This window comes from Pseudosulfitobacter koreensis, from assembly GCF_024733015.1.
GTDB classification, from domain to species: Bacteria; Pseudomonadota; Alphaproteobacteria; order Rhodobacterales; family Rhodobacteraceae; genus Pseudosulfitobacter; species Pseudosulfitobacter koreensis.
Genome location: NZ_JANKJG010000011.1, coordinates 25,490 through 42,496 on the forward strand (window position 1 = coordinate 25,490; position 17,007 = coordinate 42,496).

General features: G+C 63.4%; 15 protein-coding genes and 1 tRNA gene. 9 read left to right on the forward strand and 7 right to left on the reverse strand.

Annotated elements, in window-relative coordinates:
* Positions 1–143: 143 nt before the first annotated feature.
* Positions 144–1,892 carry a sugar phosphorylase gene (locus NTA49_RS13985; protein WP_258295419.1) on the reverse strand — a complete coding sequence of 583 codons (1,749 nt, stop codon included), beginning with the start codon at positions 1,890–1,892 and terminating at the stop codon, positions 144–146.
* Positions 1,893–2,075: 183 nt separating this feature from the next.
* On the opposite strand from NTA49_RS13985, the gene NTA49_RS13990 reads away from it, so the two are divergent.
* Both NTA49_RS13990 and NTA49_RS13995 read left to right on the forward strand, forming a co-directional pair.
* Positions 2,076–3,359: a sensor histidine kinase gene (locus NTA49_RS13990; protein WP_258295420.1), complete on the forward strand. Its 1,284-nt coding sequence runs from the start codon at positions 2,076–2,078 to the stop codon at positions 3,357–3,359.
* 28 nt (positions 3,360–3,387) lie between these two features.
* On the forward strand, positions 3,388–4,395 hold the full coding sequence (locus tag NTA49_RS13995) for an LLM class flavin-dependent oxidoreductase (protein WP_258295421.1): 1,008 nt from the start codon (positions 3,388–3,390) through the stop codon (positions 4,393–4,395).
* A gap of 12 nt (positions 4,396–4,407) precedes the next feature.
* On the opposite strand, the gene NTA49_RS14000 is transcribed toward NTA49_RS13995, so the two are convergent.
* The gene (locus tag NTA49_RS14000) at positions 4,408–5,097 is read right to left on the reverse strand and encodes a DUF1045 domain-containing protein (RefSeq protein ID WP_258295422.1); all 690 of its coding nucleotides are present in this window, start codon (positions 5,095–5,097) and stop codon (positions 4,408–4,410) included.
* A 73-nt stretch (positions 5,098–5,170) separates the two neighbouring features.
* Positions 5,171–6,571: a sensor histidine kinase gene (locus NTA49_RS14005; RefSeq protein WP_258295423.1), complete on the reverse strand. Its 1,401-nt coding sequence runs from the start codon at positions 6,569–6,571 to the stop codon at positions 5,171–5,173.
* Between the two features lie 339 nt (positions 6,572–6,910).
* Between NTA49_RS14005 and NTA49_RS14010 the strand changes: the two genes are divergently transcribed.
* The 5 genes from NTA49_RS14010 to NTA49_RS14030 all read left to right on the forward strand — a co-directional run bounded on the left by NTA49_RS14010 (position 6,911) and on the right by NTA49_RS14030 (position 11,548).
* A complete protein-coding gene (locus NTA49_RS14010) occupies positions 6,911–7,507 on the forward strand; it encodes an acyl-homoserine-lactone synthase (protein ID WP_258295424.1) in 597 nt (198 codons plus the stop codon).
* A 466-nt stretch (positions 7,508–7,973) separates the two neighbouring features.
* Positions 7,974–8,924: a glycosyltransferase family 2 protein gene (locus tag NTA49_RS14015; protein WP_258295425.1), complete on the forward strand. Its 951-nt coding sequence runs from the start codon at positions 7,974–7,976 to the stop codon at positions 8,922–8,924.
* Positions 8,925–8,928: 4 nt separating this feature from the next.
* Positions 8,929–9,312, forward strand: coding sequence for a GtrA family protein (locus NTA49_RS14020; protein WP_258295426.1), 384 nt, complete (start codon positions 8,929–8,931; stop codon positions 9,310–9,312).
* 14 nt (positions 9,313–9,326) lie between these two features.
* A complete protein-coding gene (locus NTA49_RS14025) occupies positions 9,327–10,088 on the forward strand; it encodes a class I SAM-dependent methyltransferase (protein WP_258295427.1) in 762 nt (253 codons plus the stop codon).
* Positions 10,085–11,548 carry a hypothetical protein gene (locus NTA49_RS14030; RefSeq protein WP_258295428.1) on the forward strand — a complete coding sequence of 488 codons (1,464 nt, stop codon included), beginning with the start codon at positions 10,085–10,087 and terminating at the stop codon, positions 11,546–11,548. Before NTA49_RS14025 ends, NTA49_RS14030 begins: the two co-directional genes overlap by 4 nt.
* Positions 11,549–11,583: 35 nt before the next feature.
* Here the strand turns inward: NTA49_RS14030 and NTA49_RS14035 are convergent.
* Positions 11,584–11,660, reverse strand: a tRNA-Arg gene (locus tag NTA49_RS14035).
* A 97-nt stretch (positions 11,661–11,757) separates the two neighbouring features.
* Here NTA49_RS14035 and NTA49_RS14040 point away from each other — a divergent pair.
* Entirely contained in the window at positions 11,758–12,276 is a 519-nt protein-coding gene (locus tag NTA49_RS14040) for a superoxide dismutase family protein (protein WP_258295429.1), read from the forward strand.
* Between the two features lie 22 nt (positions 12,277–12,298).
* Here the strand turns inward: NTA49_RS14040 and NTA49_RS14045 are convergent, their stop codons facing one another.
* The gene (locus tag NTA49_RS14045; protein ID WP_258295430.1) at positions 12,299–13,219 is read right to left on the reverse strand and encodes an MYG1 family protein; all 921 of its coding nucleotides are present in this window, start codon (positions 13,217–13,219) and stop codon (positions 12,299–12,301) included.
* 88 nt (positions 13,220–13,307) lie between these two features.
* Positions 13,308–13,619, reverse strand: coding sequence for an ETC complex I subunit (locus tag NTA49_RS14050; RefSeq protein WP_258295431.1), 312 nt, complete (start codon positions 13,617–13,619; stop codon positions 13,308–13,310).
* 502 nt (positions 13,620–14,121) lie between these two features.
* On the opposite strand from NTA49_RS14050, the gene uvrB reads away from it, so the two are divergent.
* Positions 14,122–16,323 carry an excinuclease ABC subunit UvrB gene (uvrB, locus tag NTA49_RS14055; protein ID WP_261368330.1) on the forward strand — a complete coding sequence of 734 codons (2,202 nt, stop codon included), beginning with the start codon at positions 14,122–14,124 and terminating at the stop codon, positions 16,321–16,323.
* A 9-nt stretch (positions 16,324–16,332) separates the two neighbouring features.
* Here the strand turns inward: uvrB and NTA49_RS14060 are convergent, their stop codons facing one another.
* On the reverse strand, positions 16,333–16,884 hold the full coding sequence (locus NTA49_RS14060; protein ID WP_258295432.1) for a hemerythrin domain-containing protein: 552 nt from the start codon (positions 16,882–16,884) through the stop codon (positions 16,333–16,335).
* Positions 16,885–17,007 lie beyond the last annotated feature (123 nt).

Here is a 17,007-nt window from a genome sequence, read left to right on the forward strand (position 1 = left end):
AGTTGATCAATCAACTTCAGGGTGCACACCAACGTGATGCAATCCTTCGAAACTCTAACCTAGTCCGGCCCCGGATCGAGGCAACGAAACTGTGAGCGGCACGATTTCGCCGACGCCGGATGGGGCGGTCAGATCTGGCCGCATCAGTTGCGGTTGCTGATCCAGCGGCATTGGTAAGGTTCCAGCGTGATTTCGGGGCCGAGGGGGTCGACGCCCTCGCCCGAGAGCAGATCGTGCCAGGCGACATCCTCGATCAGGTTCAGCGCCTCGGAGGAGATGGTGACGGTTTCGTCGCTGATGTTGTGCAGCGCAAAGATCGACTGGTGGCGGTCGAGGCTTTGACGCCAGACGCCGAAGATGCGGTCGTCGCCCATGTTGACGGTGAACTGGGTGGCGTTGGGGTGGAACGCGGTCTGACGTTTGCGCAGTTTCAGGCGCGCGGTCAGTGCATCCAGCACCTGCGCCTGCGGGGTGTCTGCATCGTCGAGCAGATCGCGCAACTGCGGGTAATCCCAGCGGTGGCGGTTGATCGCGCGGTTCATGCCGCGATGTTCGACGCCGTCCAGATCGTTTGGCGTGGCCAGCAGCGAATGGATGTAGAAGGCGGGGATACCTTCCAGCGACATGACGATGGTTTGCGAACAGATGAAGCGGTCGAAATGGTAGGCGTCGGCCCCTTTGAAGGTGCGCGCCATCGCGGCGTAGAAGGTGGTGTTGAGCTCGTAGGGGCTTTGCCCGCCGTCGGGCAGCGTGCGCATCGAGACCAGCCCGCCGATGTCGCGCACGGTGTCGATGACCTGTTGTTTCTCGTCCTCGGGCAGCAGCCCCTCGGCGGGGCGCATCCCGATGCCGTCATGGCTGGCGGTGAAGTTCAGATAGGCGCAGCCCATCGGGGCGGGCGGCATGCCGCGCTGCCAGCGACGCAGATATTGCGCCGAGCCCGACATCATCGCGTGCAGGATCAGCGGTGGCAGCGGGAAATTGTAGATCGCGTGCGCCTCGTCGCCCTGGCCGAAATAGCTGAGGTTTTCGGCCTTGGGCACGTTGGTTTCGGTCAGCAGGATGATCTTTTCGCGGGCGAAGTCGCACAAGAGGCGCATCAGTTGCACCACCGCGTGCGTCTGCGGCAGGTGGATCGAGGGCGAGCCGGGTTCCTTCCACAGGAAGGCGACGGCATCGAGGCGGATGATCTCGACGCCGTTGTCGACGTGCAGGCGGATGATGCGCAGGAATTCCAGCAACACTTCGGGGTTGCGGAAATCAAGGTCGATCTGGTCGTGGCTGAAGGTGCACCAGACGTGGCGCGGGCCGTTGGTGGTGTCGACGCGGCGCAACAGCGGCGTGGTGCGCGGGCGTACGACCATGCTGTGATCGTCGGCGGGGTCTGCTTCGAAGAAAAACTTGTCGTAGGGCTGTTGGCCCTGGCGGTAGGCGTTGAACCATTTGCCCTGGCTTGAGACGTGGTTGAGCACCAGATCGGACATCAGTTTGAAATCCGCCGCGATGCGGTTGATGTCGGGCCAGTCGCCAAGCTGCGGATTGACCATGCGGAAATCCGAGACCGCGAAGCCGTCGTCGGAGGTGTAGGGAAAGAACGGCAGGATGTGCACGCAGTTGACCGCTCCGCGCAGGTAGCGGTGCAGGAAATCGTTCAGCAGATCCAACGGCTTGTGCGCGCCGTCGATGATCGAGTTGCCGTAGGTGATGACCAGCGCATCGGCTTCGGACCACAGCGTGTTGCCGCGCGCCCTGCCCCGCTTGCGCCGCTCTGTGCCCTCGGGCCAGAAGGCGTCGAGGATCTGGGCGGAGAGCATGGCGGCGTCCAGATCGGGATAGATCTGTGCGACAAGGTGCTGGACACGGCGGCTGAGGGGTTGGGTGCGTTCGGTCATGTGGCCCGAGTATGAGGCGTGTGCGCTTCGGCGCAACCCGCGCGCGCGAGAATTGGGGCTTATCGGGGTGTGCGCCTGAATAAGTGGCACATTCGCAGGCGTATGTCAGAGCGAGTGCGAACAAGGCCGCCGGGAAGGAAATTTGCGATGCGTTTTGCATGCGATCCTGTAGGGTTTCCACAGATGAACCATATAGCGGAAATCACGCGCCTGCGCGCCTTGGAATATTCCGACGTGGCGGAATGGCTGGTGCGTCTGACGGGCATCGCGGCGGGCAGCGTCATGCTTGCGGTTTATACCGAAAACCCGTGGGGCCTGCTGTGGATCGCAAGCTATGGCGCGGCGCATCTGGCCTATTACCTGTTTATGCGCAGCCGGGTCGGGACCGCGTCATTGCGGGACGTGCGCATCGCGCAAAGCCTGTTTCTGCTGGTGCTGGCAAGCTTTGTGCTGGGGCCGGTCTGGATGGTGATACAGGACGACCGCGCGCTGAACCTGGTCGGCACCGGGCTGTTCGGCTGTTCGCTGGTCTATCTGATCCGGCGCAACGAGGTGTTTCTGTTTGCGGTGCTGGGCCAGATCGGTGTGATGTCGCTGAGCATGGCCTTTGTGGCGTACCATGTGCTGCCCGAATTGGGCAGTCCGATTGCACAGGGCGGGATGGTGATGAGCTGGCTGGCGCTGGTCGGGTTCTTTGCGCAATCCATCTGGCAGTCGCGCAAGCTGACGCTGGCGGAAAAAGGCGCCAAGGACGAGGTGGCGCAATCGCAGAAGCTGGCGGCGATCGGGCAGATGGCGGGCGGGGTTGCGCATGACTTCAACAACAACCTGATGGTCATCATCGGCAATCTGGAACTGCTTGAAGATATGGACGACAAGGCGGAACGGGCGGCCTGTCTGGCCGCGGCGCAGACCGCCACGGAGCAGGCGGCATCGACCGTGAACGAACTGCTGCTGTTTGCCCGCAAGACGCCGACGCGGCCCGAGGCGATAGACGCCAATGCGGCGCTGGTCACGATGAAGGTGCAGCCCCTGCCGCACTGCCACATGATCCACGCGGACAAGAACCAGCTGGTGACCGCGATCCTGAACCTGGTGATCAACGCCTGTGACGCGATGCCCGAGGGCGGCAGCCTGCGTGTCGGGGCGCGCCGGATCGTGCTGGCCGCCGAGCTGCATGTGGCGGGCGGGCGCGTGCTGCCTGCGGGGCGTTATATCAGCTATGAGGTGTGCGACACCGGACACGGGATCGCGCCCGCGATCCGCGCGTCGGTGGTCGAGCCGTTCTTTACCACCAAGCCTGCGGGCAAGGGCACGGGGCTGGGTCTGTCCATCGTGCATTCCATCGCCGAACACTTTCGCGGCGGGGTTCAGATCGTGTCGGGTGGGACGGGAACCACGGTTTCGATCCTGTTGCCGCAGATTGATATCAGTCAGGTGGTTGGTCTGGGGATCGCGAGCCCCTAGATTGAGGTCAAGGAAAGGTTTCTTTGACATGCAACACTTCTCGCTTCTTGATCTGTCGCCGGTGCCCGAAGGGTCGACCGCCGCCGATGCGCTTTCCAACACCGTGGCACTGGCGCAATCCGCCGAAGCCGCGGGTTATCACCGCTATTGGCTGGCGGAACATCACAACATGCCCGGTATTGCCAGCGCCGCCACGGCGGTGGTGATCGGCCACGTCGCGGGGGCCACCTCGCGCATTCGCGTGGGTGCGGGCGGCATCATGCTGCCCAACCACGCGCCGCTGATGGTGGCCGAACAGTTCGGCACGCTGGCGACGCTGTACCCTGACCGGATCGACCTGGGGCTGGGCCGAGCGCCGGGCACCGATATGGCGACCGCGCGGGCCCTGCGCCGCTACATGGCGCCCGAGGACAGCTTTCCGCAGGATGTGGCGGAACTGATCAACTACATGGCGGATGGTGACGGCACGGCGGCTGTGCGCGCGTTTCCCGGCGAGGGGACAAACGTGCCCGTATGGATACTGGGCTCGTCGCTTTATGGTGCGCAACTGGCGGCGCATTTCGGGCTGCCCTATGCCTTTGCCTCGCATTTCGCGCCCGCGATGCTGGAGGACGCGCTGGCAATCTACCGGCGCGATTTCAAGCCGTCGGCCTGGTTGGACAAGCCCTATGTGATGGTCGCGGCGGGTGTTTGTGCCGCCGAAACCGACGCCGAGGCGGAATATCTGCGGTCTTCGCAACTGCTGGCTTTTGCGCGGCTGCGCACGGGGCGGCCCGGCAAGCTGCCCTATCCGGTGGAAAACGTCGAAGAGCAGATCCCGCCGCAGGTGATGGCGGGCGTGCAGCAGGCGATGTCCTGTTCGGCCCAAGGATCGCCCGCGCGGGTGCGCGAGGGGCTGGCGCGGATCATCGAGGCGCACCAACCGGACGAGTTGATGGTGACGGGCATGATCCACGACCATGCGGCGCGGGTGCGGTCGTTCGAGATTGCCGCAGAGGCGCTGCGCGCGTTGCAGGGCACGCACGAGATGGCCTGAGGCCGCGACGGATCAGGGGGCGATACCGGCCAGCGGCACCCGTGCGATCTGGTGAAAGCGCCCCGCGTCGTCCTGGCCCAGCAGGGTCAGCGCGTCGATGGCGAAAGGGGTCAGCGGGATGTCGGCGAGGCGTTCTGCAAGTGCCGCCTGCACCGGCGCGCGGGTGTCGGCCTCCAGCCGTCCGGACAGGGTCATGTGATAGCGGAACTGGTCCATCACGTAAGGATAGCCCCAGCGCTGCAAGTGCGCCTCTTGCTGCGGGTTCAGGCGCGCGGCGCGGCGCTTTTCGATCTCGGCCTCGGTCGGGGGCGCGCGGTGGGCGTCGAGCCTCTGCACCACCTCTGCTGCCAGATCGGCCAGTGCGGCGCTGTCGCCGCGCGGCACGAGGGCAAAGAAACCGCCCAGCCGCGCCAGTTCCAGCCCCGCGAGGGTGACGGGAGCCAGACGCGTGCAGAGCGTCGTCAGATCGGCCAGCAGCGCGTCGGGCGTGCTTTTGTCGCCGAGCCGGAACGGCGGCTTGACGGTGCCGTGAAAGCCGTATGGCTGCGGCGCTGCGGTGATCGCGGGCAGGTCCAGCCCTGCGATGTCGGGCTGCGCAACCGGCTGGCCCGTGGCGCTGTCCCAACCCAGCCAGTGCGCGCCGAAATCCGCGAGCGGGCTGTCAGGCTGTGGCGTGACGTAGATGGCATAGCGGTGATACATGACAAGCCTTTCGTGCGCCCCCGAAGTGTTGTGACCTGATGGCAAAAACCGGCGGGTTTGCCAAGGCGTGCTGTCAGGCGGGCGGGTCAGCGGGCGGGTCGGCAGGCAGATCGGCGGCGTCCAGTTCCACGCAGAAGGTCGTGCCGAGACCGACCTCGCTTTCGTAGGTGATGGTGCCGCCATGCGCCTCGACGATGCGTTTGGACACGCTGAGGCCCAGGCCCGTGCCCTCGAACTGGCGGTCGTCCTGCGCGTCGATCTGGAAGAACTCCTCGAAGATCTTTGCACCCGTGCCCGCGGGAATGCCGATGCCCTGATCCTGCACATACAGCTGGACGTGCGCGTTGGTGCTGTCGATTGAAACGACGACATTGTCGCCCTTGCGCGAGAACTTGGCGGCGTTCGACAGCAGGTTCGCTATGACCTGCTCGATGCGTTTTTTGTCCGCGTTTATCCAGAACCTGCCCGACGCGGCCTGAATTTCGATCGTGATGCCCAGACGTTGCGCATACGGCAGCGTCTGTTCGACCGCGTCGCGCGCGGGCACGGCAAGATCGACGCGTTCGATGTTGAGGTTCAGGCGTCCCGCGTCGGAGGATTGCAGGAACAGCAGATCGCCCACCAGATCGGCCAGCCGGTCGCTGTTGCGCCCTGCCATGTCCAGCAAACGCTTCATCTTGTCGGGCGGTTCGCCCACAAGGCCCGAATTGATCATGTCGAGCGCGCCCTTGATCGACGTGAGCGGCGTGCGCAACTCGTGGCTGACGGTGGCCAGAAACCGCGTCTTGGCCTCGTAGGCGGCGAGGGTGCGCTTGTGTTCGGCCTCCAGCGCCTGACGGCCTTCCAGTTGCGCCGAATAGCCCACCAGGAAGTTGCGCGCCAACTCGACGATAAAACCCAGGACGAAGAGCACGGTGAAGAGGTTCATCCAGATTTCGGAAGACAGCGGCGGACGTTCGATCCAGACGTCGCGGATGGGAATGTAGAGGATGGCGATGACGTAGATCACCAGCCGAAGCCCCAGAACCTTGAGAAAGTGGTGGTTGTTCATCGCGGCGAAGATAGACGCCGACACCAGGATGAACAGCGGAAAGAAGTGCCCTGAATCAGTGCCTTGCAAACTGGCGATGCTGATGCTGAACAGCGCGATGGTGAGGGCACCAAGAAAGGTGACGACATAGATCCGCGTTATTTCGACGCGAAACTCGCCCGGCGACAGGGCAGCGCGTTTGAGGACGCTGCGCAGGGACAGCGCGTCGAAGGCTTCGCAAAGCCAGATCGCCGCGTAGAAATAGACGGCTGTGGCCCAGTCGAGATAGAAGCCCGTCAGGAGCATCGCTGCGGAATATATGACGATGCGTTGCACAAAGAGCTTTTGCCCGATTGCGGCATAGTCGTGGAGACGGTTCCTGTCCGACCACGTGACAGCCGCCTTCGGCAATACGCCCTCGTCAAAAGCAGCAGTGTCAGGCATCTCCATCCGTCATTCTCGAGCCAGTGCGGGCGTCGCCCGTAATTGTTGCAGATTAATCAACAAACCCACCCTAACGGGAAAAATTGTCAATAAGGTGGCGAAATCGTGAACGGATCGTACTAGTTGTATGCTTAGTGGTTAACACAATCTTAAGGGTATCACTACACGATGGAAATGTTCGCAAAGAAGGCTACAGGTGCCTCGAGACTCCCTCACCTTGCCCCACAAGGCAATGAAAAACTTGTCAAAACCCAAGGTTCCTATAAGCCAAAGTCAGAATATGTCAACATAGGTGCCCTAAATTCGCAGGCCGGCAGGCTTACCGCGACCACCATATCTGTGACAAATCAGCACCGGTTTGGGGAGCTCTATGTCGATTTCCTGCGCGCCAGAAAGCGGGTTTTTATCGACCAGAAGCGTTGGGACCTGCCGCAGACCGATGGCATGGAGTTCGATCAATACGACACACCGCAAAGCTCGGCGGTGGTCGTGCACGAGTTCGGGCGCGTGCTGGCCGGTGTCAGGCTGCTGCCGACAACGGCGCATTGCGGGTGCTATACCTATATGCTGAAGGACGCGCAGCGCGGGTTGCTGCCGGATATTCCGCAAAAGGTGCTGTACGAAACGGCGCCAGTCGCACCGCATGTGATCGAGGCGACACGGCTGTTCATCACACCGGACGTCACCGCAGAGCGTCGGATGATCGTGCAGATGCAACTGATGCAGGCGATGGCAAGTTCGGCCAGCGCCCAAGGTGCCAAGTTCGTGATCGGCATCGTGCCCGCGATCTTTCAGCGCTGGATGACGCGTCTGGGGTTCAGTGCGGTGCCGATGGGGCCAAAGCTGAACATCGACGGCGACAACACGCAGGCGGCGATCATGAACGTCAGTTCCGCCGTGAGCTGGGACCAGATGCGCCAGACGCAGGCGGCATGACCTGACAGGACCGGGAGTGGAAACGGGGTTTGCGTGTCACGGCACCACCGTTTCGGGAGGAGCGCCCCCAGGTCGCGGTTTTGGAAACAATAAACGGCCGATCCCGCATTTTGCGGTGTACGGAAAATGCACAGCCTGATTGGCGCACCGCGGCCCCGTGCCGCAAAATCGCCGCCCCGAGGGGGGTGGCACGGCCAGGCCCGACAGGGGCTAACAGCAGGCCACGCGCGGCAGAATGCCCGCATAACATGCCCCCACGGGATTGAAATATCACATAAATCTGGTCTGATCAGGATTTCGCGCCATCGGGCTGCGCCCCCCGCCCCGCCCCCCGTCGCGGCGGCGTATCCTGCGAGACGGTGCACGCAGACAGCGGCGATGTTTCCAAATCCTTCCCAATCATGACCGCAATCCAGACACATTTACCCACTAGCTTCGCCATATGAACTGATCAAAGGTGGCTGTGATGCTGATCTCTGTTGTTGTGCCTTGTATGAACGAAGAGGCCTCTGTCCCATATCTGGTCGAGCGTTTGACGCAGACGATCGCGCCCTATGGGGCGCGGGCCGAAATCCTGCTGGTCGACGATGGATCAAGCGACGACACATGGGCCGAAATCCAGCGCGCCGGGCAAAGCTGTCCGCAGCTGCGCGGCATTCGTCTGTCGGCCAATCGCGGGCATCAGGTGGCGCTGACCGCCGGGCTTGAGGCGGCGAAGGGTGAACGGATCTTCATGCTGGACGCCGATCTGCAGGACCCGCCGGAACTGCTGGGTGACATGATGGGCATGATGGATCGCGGCTATGACGTGGTTTACGGGCGCCGCAAGGAACGTCAGGGCGAGACGGTGTTCAAGCGCGCGACCGCCTGGATGTTCTACCGTGCGCTGAACGCGATGTCGGATATCGAAATTCCCCGCGACACCGGCGATTTCCGTCTGGTCAGCCGCAAGGCGCTGGACGCTGTGCTGTCGATGCCCGAGCGGGCGCGGTTCGTGCGCGGCATGTTCGCATGGGCAGGCTTCAGTCAGGTCGGGATTGAATACACCCGCGCCCCCCGCGAGCTGGGCGAGACGAAATACCCCCTGCGCAAGATGATGCGTTTCGCCGTCGATGCGATGACCGCGTTTTCCACCAAGCCGCTGAAGTTCGCGACGCGCATGTCCTTTGCCAGCCTCGCGTTTTCCTTTCTGATGATGATCTACGTGATGCATTCGCTGATCGTGTACCAGACCGCCCCCGGCTGGGCGTCGGTGGTGCTGGTGATCAGCCTGTTCTCGGGCGTGCAGCTTTTGACGCTGGGCATCCTGGGCGAATATATCGGCAGACTGTACGTCGAGGCCAAGAACCGTCCGCTGTACTTTGTCTCGGAAGACACCCGCAGCGCCGAGACGCTGCCCCTGCGCAAGGTGGTCTGAGACCGTGGCCACCCCCGCCCGCATCATTCGCTTTGCGATCATCGGCGTGTTGATCGCCGTGCTTTACATGCTGCTGTATCTGGCATTCCTGCAGATCGGGATGTCGCTGGTGGCCGCCAATGCGCTGGCCTTTGTGATCGCCATCGCGGCGCAATATGCGGGGCAGGCACGGTTCACGTTCGAACGTCGGCTGGCCGATCCGGGGCAGGTTCTGCGCTTTGGCGTGATGACGGGCTGCGGGTTCGTGACGTCGGCGCTGGTGACGGGGCTGCTGGGCCCGATGCTGGGGCTGGAGCCTTGGCTGGCCGCGCTGATGGTGATGCTGGTGCTGCCGGTGCAGAATTTCATAATCATGACCCTGTGGGTCTTTGCCAAGTCCGCTATCTGAGAGAGAGATTTTCCATGACACATATCTATTCCGACACATTCTTTGACTATATCGACCAGGGCGCGCGCCGCTCGGCGCAACAGCTTCTGGGGCTTTTGGGTCCGTGGCTTGCCCCCACATCGGTGCTGGATCTGGGATCGGGACGCGGTGTGTGGCTGGACGAATGGCGCAAGACCGGCGTGGCCGACGTGCTGGCCGTCGATGGCGACTATGTGAACCGCGACCAGCTTGCGGTGCCGCGCGAAGATTTCATGGCCGCCGACCTGACCGCGCCGGTGTTCACCGACCGCCGGTTCGATCTGGCGCAAAGCCTGGAGGTGGGCGAGCACCTGCCGACATCCGCGTCGGAAACGCTGGTGGACAGTCTGACGCGCGCCTCTGACCGGGTGCTGTTTTCCGCAGCCGTGACCGGACAGGGCGGCGAGTTTCACGTCAACGAGCAGCCGCTGTCGTTCTGGCAGGACCTGTTCGCGGCGCGCGGATACACCGCCTATGACTGCATCCGCCCGCATCTGGCGAAGAACCGCGATGTCGAGCCGTGGTATCGTTATAACGCGGTCCTGTATGTCAACGAGGCAGGCCGCAAGGGTCTGCCCGAGAGCGTGACCAAACATGCGGTGCCGCAGGGCGCTGCCGTGCAAAACGGCGGCGATGCGATCTGGCGGTTGCGCCGTGCCGTCGTGTCGACGCTGCCGCGCGGCACCGTGACCCGCATCGCGCAGGTGCGCGCCAGGATCATCGCGATGAACGCGCCCGGCAAGACAGGTGCCGCTTGACCCTCGCGGCGGATGTGCCGGGTGACGCTGGGCTGACGACACGCGCGCGTGCCGAAGACCGGCCCGCCGCGCTGCGTCTGGGGCCCGTGGTTGCGCTGGCGCTGCTGGCGGTCCTTGCGATTTCGCTGCCCAATCTGATCGACCCCTTCATGCGCCATGATGATTATCCGGCGCTGTTCGCGGAAGGGAAATGGTTCTGGGAAAAGACCCTGAACGAAGGTCGGTGGCTGAATTACCTCTGGCATATTCGCGGGTTCGTCACGCCGTCCTGGCTGAACTTTGCCGTTTATCAGGCGCTTTGGGCCGTGCTGGCCGCCGCCATTGCCGTAGCTGCGATGGGGCGCGACGGGCATCCGTGGTTCGCGCGCGTACTGGCACTTTTTATCCTGATCGCCCCGCCCGCCACGTTGATTTCGCTGTGGTTTAACACGCTGATCCCCGGTCTTGCCGTTGTCACGCTGTTTGCGGTGATCGCGTGCTGGGTGACGCCGCGGACGTTGCGCACGCTGTTGCCGCTGTTCGTGATCGTCAGTTTCTGGGCCTATACCACCTATCCGCTGCTGTTGCTGGCGGTCTGCCTGGTGCGCACCGAGAAGCGCAGCCTGCGCGACCTGATCGGGCTGTGCACGCTGTTCGTAGCCAGTTTTGCCGCCGCCGTGCTGCTGACCTATACGCTGAACTGGTACGTGCACGGCATCTTTGGCGTGCCGCTGGCGGACTGGCGCGAAGCCACGCCTGCGGCGGATCTGGCGGGCATGGTCGCGAACCTGGGCGTTCTGCGCGAGACCTTTGCGACGCTGCTGGATGTGACCAGCTATGGCTTTATGCCTGCATCCTATTTCCACATCGCGATGCTGGTGCTGGCCACGCTGATGATGCTGCGTCTGGCCCCGATGGAGACGCTGTATCTGCATGCGGGCATGCTGATGGGCATGGGGCTGATCGTGCTGCAGGTGCTCAAGCTGGGCGTGCAGGTGCCGCCGCGGACGTTCCTGTTTGCCTGGGTTTTCTATGCGCTGATCTTTTTGCGCACGGCGGCCCTGCTGAGCCGTCTGGACCACGGTGGCGGCCTGCGCGGACGCATCGCGCGCAATCTGGCGCTGCTGGTGGTGCTGAGCTATCTGTTGCAGACCTTCAACCAGTACACGATCTATCGCCCCTGGCAGGCCGAGACGCGCACGCTGGCAGAGGTTGCCGAGGCGTCCGAAGGGCCGATCCTGATCTATGGCCCGCTGGACAAGCTGAGCAGCTACGAGGGCGCATATGTGCAGTCGGAGATGGCGATGGTGTTCCGCATGCGGCAGGTCGCCGAGCGCGAAGTCCTGATCTGTGACAGCGACCCCGACGCCTGCGCCAAGGTGGTATCGTCACGGGCAGAAGCCAACCAGCCGCCTGCCCTTCGGGTCGAGGTGACGACGATGGGGGAAGAGACCCGCCTGAGCTTGCCGCAGGGGTCATGATCCCTGCGGGCGGCGGTGACGGATTGAAAAGCTGATGGCGATCCCTGAAGGACTCGAACCCTCAACCTGCTGATTAGAAGTCAGCTGCTCTATCCGGTTGAGCTAAGGGACCGCTTGGGCGTGGTTATGGTCCAAGCCGCGCGGTGCATCAAGGGGAACCATGCAATCCGCCGTGTGTTGAGGTGTTATCACACAAAGGGAGAACCATCATGCGACTGACAAAGACACTTCTCGCCACGACATTGTGCTTGCCGCTGGCCCTGCCCGCCTTTGCCGAAGGGCACATGAGCCCGGACGCCGTGGCCGACGTGCAGGGGCCGGAGATTTCCGGCACTGTCGGCCTGAACAACACCCTCTCGGGCCGCACGCTGGTGCAGATCGACCTGAGCGGCGTGCCCGAGGGCGTGCACGGCGTGCACCTGCACGAGACCGGCGATTGCTCTGCGCCCGATTTCACATCGGCGGGGGGGCACATTGCGGGGGACCAGATGCACGGCGTTCTGGCCGAAAATGGCCCGCATCCGGGTGACATGCCAAACATGACCGTGGGCGCCGACGGCGTGCTGAAGGCGGACGTGTTTCTGGAGCTTCTGGACATGGAAAGCATGATCATGGACGGCGATGGCGCCGCGTTCATCGTGCATTCGGGTGCCGATGATTACACATCGCAACCGTCCGGGGATGCCGGATCGCGCATCGCCTGTGGCGTGTTCATGGCTGCCGACTAAGCCGACGATCAAGCCGGGGCGGCTATTCCGCCTCGGCCACGGCCAATTGCGCCAGTCGCAGGATCGCGTCGCGGCTGTCTGCGACCGCGATGAACCGCCCGTTGTGGCAGAATTTCGCGCCGGTGACGCCCGAGGCTGCCTCAAATGCCGCATCGGTCAGGCCCGCCCAGGCTGCGGGCAGATCGGCGCGGGTATCGAACGTGTCGTCGCCGGTGCGGATCGTGGTCAGCGCCCAGTCTGACCCGCGCGGGTGGACCACGAACAGCAGATGATCGGCGCCCGACGCCTCGACGCCCGCGCGGAACGGCATGCCCATCGGCAATTCCAGCACGCGGTTGTCGCCTGCCGCTTCGATCGCGGCCAGCACCATCGCCTCGGCGCGGTGCTTGGCGGCGCGGCGGTTGACTTGCGCCTCGACGAAGGCGCGGGCGACGGGAAGGGCCGCCATGAACGCGCGGTCATCGGCATCCTCCGCCGGATCGTCAAATGCAGGTTTGAGGCTTTCGAGCAGGACAGGCAGCGTCATGCCCGCAAAGATCGGCCCCGCCTCGGAGGCGTTCACGGCACCGTTGTCCAGCAGATCGACAGGCAGCACGAAATTGCGGTCGACCGAGGCATGGATGGCGTCGATATCGCGCGCAGGCACATCCATCGCGGCAAGGTAGTCGCGCCCGTACTGCGCCCAGATCAGCCCGAACGAGCTGTAGGGCTGGCCATCTTCGCGCAGGGGATTGGGGCGCTGGTGGTGGTCGAAGATCTGCGCGGCGGCATCGAACTGCCCCCCCACATCATAGATGATGCGATCAGAGCCGGGCGTGATCCACGCCTTGTCGCGGCTGCGGATCAGGGCGGCGTCGGGAAACAGGCGCGTCAGGAGGACCGACGACAGAAGTTCATCGGCGTGAAAGCCGCCCGAATGGGTCACGAGGTGGGCGATGGTCATGGCATGGCCTTGGGTCTGGGGCGACCCCGTGGGCTGCCGTTTTTTGGGGTATCGGAGAGGCGCGCGAACGCCCGTCGCTTCCCGTCGCCTAGTGCGTCCAGACACCGCGACGGTTGGTGGCGAAGTTGTCGCCGTAGCCGCCCGAACGGATGTTCGGCTTGCGCTTGTTGGGGTCTTGCACCACCGCGTCGATGCCGTTTTCGCGGGCGTAATCCTCGGCCTGCTCGCGGGTGTCGAAACGCAGGCGCACCTGGGCCTGGGTGTCGTCGGAGGAGGTCCAGCCCATCAGCGGGTCGACCGTGCGCGCGGTCGCGGGGATGAATTCCAGCACCCAGCCCTTGGTGCGCGCATTGCCCGAGGACATGGCGGTCTTGGCGGGTTGGTAGATTCGTGCGCGCATGGACAGGCTCCTGTTCTGACGTCTTGCATATATCGGCAATTTCGCCGCTTGGGGCAAGATGCGTTTTGACGCGGGGGCTGGGGGGCGCCCCCGTGCGCGCGACATGCAAAGAGTTGACCGGTTTCAGTTTCGATGCGTTAACTATTTGGTAATCTTTTTATCAAAGGTCAAAAAACATGAAATATCTTGCAATTCTTTCCTTTTGTGCTGCCTCGGCCGTGTCCGCGCCCGTTCTGGCGAAAACGGGGCCTGTCCAGCTTACTCTCGCTGGCCAGACGACCATTGCACACAGCGGCGGCTGCCGGAAATCTTCGCCTCCAGGCCAGTGCTGCCACGGCGGGTCGCAGCCCGTGCATTGCCACTGATACCGCGCACGATCTGGCAGCGCTGAACGGGAGAGATTCGCAGCGGGCAATGCTGACAAAAACTGACATCAATGGCCTGCCTGCCCCTTGCGCCCTGCGCGAAACGGACCAAGTTGGGGAATGAAAGCGAGACTGCCATGCCCTATGCCCACTCCGACTCTTCTGCGCCGGTGCTGTCGAACCCTGCGCCGGATGTAAAGAACCGCCCCAAGCTGGAGGGCGGACAGCGGTTCACCATGCACACGGAGTTCGAGGCGGCGGGCGACCAGCCGACGGCGATTGCGGAGCTGACCGAGGGCGTCAACGCGGGCGAGCGCGATCAGGTGCTGTTGGGGGCGACGGGCACGGGCAAGACGTTCACCATGGCGAAGGTGATCGAGGAGACCCAGCGCCCCGCGATCATCCTGGCCCCGAACAAGACGCTGGCGGCGCAGCTTTACGGCGAGTTCAAGGGGTTCTTTCCCGACAACGCGGTCGAGTATTTCGTCAGCTATTACGATTATTACCAGCCCGAAGCCTACGTGGCGCGGTCGGACACCTTCATCGAGAAGGAAAGCCAGATCAACGAACAGATCGACCGCATGCGCCACTCGGCGACGCGGGCACTGTTGGAGCGCGACGACGTGATCATCGTGGCGTCGGTGTCGTGCATCTATGGCATCGGCTCGGTCGAGACCTATGGCGCGATGACGCAGGATCTGAAGGTCGGGCAGAGTTACGACCAGCGGCAGGTGATCGCCGATCTGGTGGCGCAGCAGTACAAACGCAACGATTCCGCGTTCTTTCGCGGGGCGTTCCGGGTGCGTGGCGATGCGCTGGAGATCTTTCCCGCGCACCTTGATGACCGTGCGTGGCGGCTGTCGTTCTTTGGCGAGGAGCTGGAGAGCATCACGGAATTCGACCCGCTGACCGGCGAGAAGACCGCGAACATGGATCATATCCGGGTCTATGCCAACAGCCACTATGTGACTCCGAAGCCGACGATGAGCCAGGCCATCATCGGCATCAAGAAAGAGCTGCGGATGCGGCTGGACCAACTGGTCGGCGAAGGCAAGCTGCTGGAGGCGCAGCGGCTGGAGCAGCGGACGAATTTCGATCTGGAAATGCTGGAGGCCACGGGCGTCTGCAACGGCATCGAGAACTATTCGCGCTATCTGACGGGCCGCGCGCCGGGCGAGCCGCCCCCCACCCTGTTCGAGTTCATTCCCGACAATGCCATCGTCTTTGCCGATGAAAGCCACGTGAGCGTGCCGCAGATCGGGGGCATGTACAAAGGCGACTTTCGGCGCAAGATGACGCTGGCGGAACACGGGTTCCGGTTGCCGTCGTGCATGGACAACCGGCCCCTGAAGTTCGAGGAATGGGACGCGATGCGCCCGCAATCGGTGTTCGTCAGCGCCACGCCCGCCGCCTGGGAGATCGAGCAGACCGGCGGCGTGTTCACCGAACAGGTGATCCGCCCCACCGGCCTCATCGACCCCTATATCGAGATCCGCCCCGTCGAGATGCAGGTCGATGACCTGTTGGACGAAGTGCGCAAGGTCGCGGCCAAGGGGATGCGGACGCTGTGCACCACGCTGACCAAACGCATGGCCGAAGACCTGACCGAATACATGCACGAACAGGGCATCCGCGTGCGCTATATGCACAGTGACATCGACACGATCGAGCGGATCGAGATCCTGCGCGACCTGCGACTGGGTGCTTTCGACGTGCTGATCGGGATCAACCTGCTGCGCGAGGGGTTGGACATTCCCGAGTGCGGGCTGGTGGCCATTCTGGACGCGGACAAGGAAGGGTTTTTGCGATCTGAAACCTCGTTGGTGCAGACCATCGGGCGGGCGGCGCGCAATGCCGACGGGCGGGTGATCATGTACGCCGACCGCATCACCGGCAGCATGGAACGCGCGATGGGCGAAACCGAGCGTCGCCGCAACAAGCAGATCGCCTATAACATCGAACACGGGATCACCCCCGCGACGGTGAAGAAGAACGTCGAGGACATTCTGGCGGGGCTCTACAAGGGCGACACCGACCAGAGCCGCGTCACCGCCAAGATCGACAAGGGGCTCGCGGGCGGCAACCTTCAGGCGGTTCTGGACGGTCTGCGCACCGACATGCGCAAGGCCGCCGAGAACCTGGAGTTCGAAGAGGCCGCAAGGCTGCGCGACGAGGTCAAACGGCTGGAAGCGGTCGATCTGGTGGTCGCCGACGATCCGATGGCGCGGCAATACGCGGTGGAAAAGGCCGTGGGCGACGCACAGAAGGCATCTGGCCGCAGCACCGGAGGCCGCGGCGGCATGCGCGGCGGCAAGTCACGGTACGGGGGGAAGCGGTAGGGGTTTGCCCTACCCCCGGAACCCCGTTTCCAGCACCACGGGGACGACGATGTCTTCCTCGTCGGTCAGGTGGCGTTCCAGCAGGGTGCCGAAGTTGGTCAGGGTGTCGCGGAAGGTGCCGACTTCGCCGCCCTGAAGCACGGCGTTCGCGCCGTCGGCCATGCCGTGCAGCAGGCCGTCCATCGCCAGGTGGTCGCTTTCCAGCAGGTCGAAGGCCTTTTCGATGCGGCCATCGAGCTGGATCAGCTGCGGGAAGTAATGCGCGTCTTCGATGTGGTGGTGGCCGTGCAATTCGTTCAGCAGCGCGCCCGCGTAATGTGACAGGCGCGGCGCGTAGTCGTTGAAGGCGATCTTGCGGTCCATCACCTTTTCGGCGTCCTGGTTCAGCAGGTCCATCAGCTGGCGGAACATCATGTGCCGCTGCATCCAGAACTGGATCATCTGGTTGAAATTCTCGTGCTGTTCCCACGTGCCGCGCGGATAGGCATCGGCCAGCACGCGCAGGCTGTCGGGAAGGCCGTCGCGCTGATCGAGCGCCAGAAGATGAGCGGGTTTTACCATGCCAAAGGCCTATCATGCGGCACGCCCACGCTCAACGTGCGCAACTGCACCGAGGGTCTGCACTGGTGCAAGATGCAGGCCCCCAAGGGGCTGCGACGGGTTGCAAGCCTATGGCCGAAACGG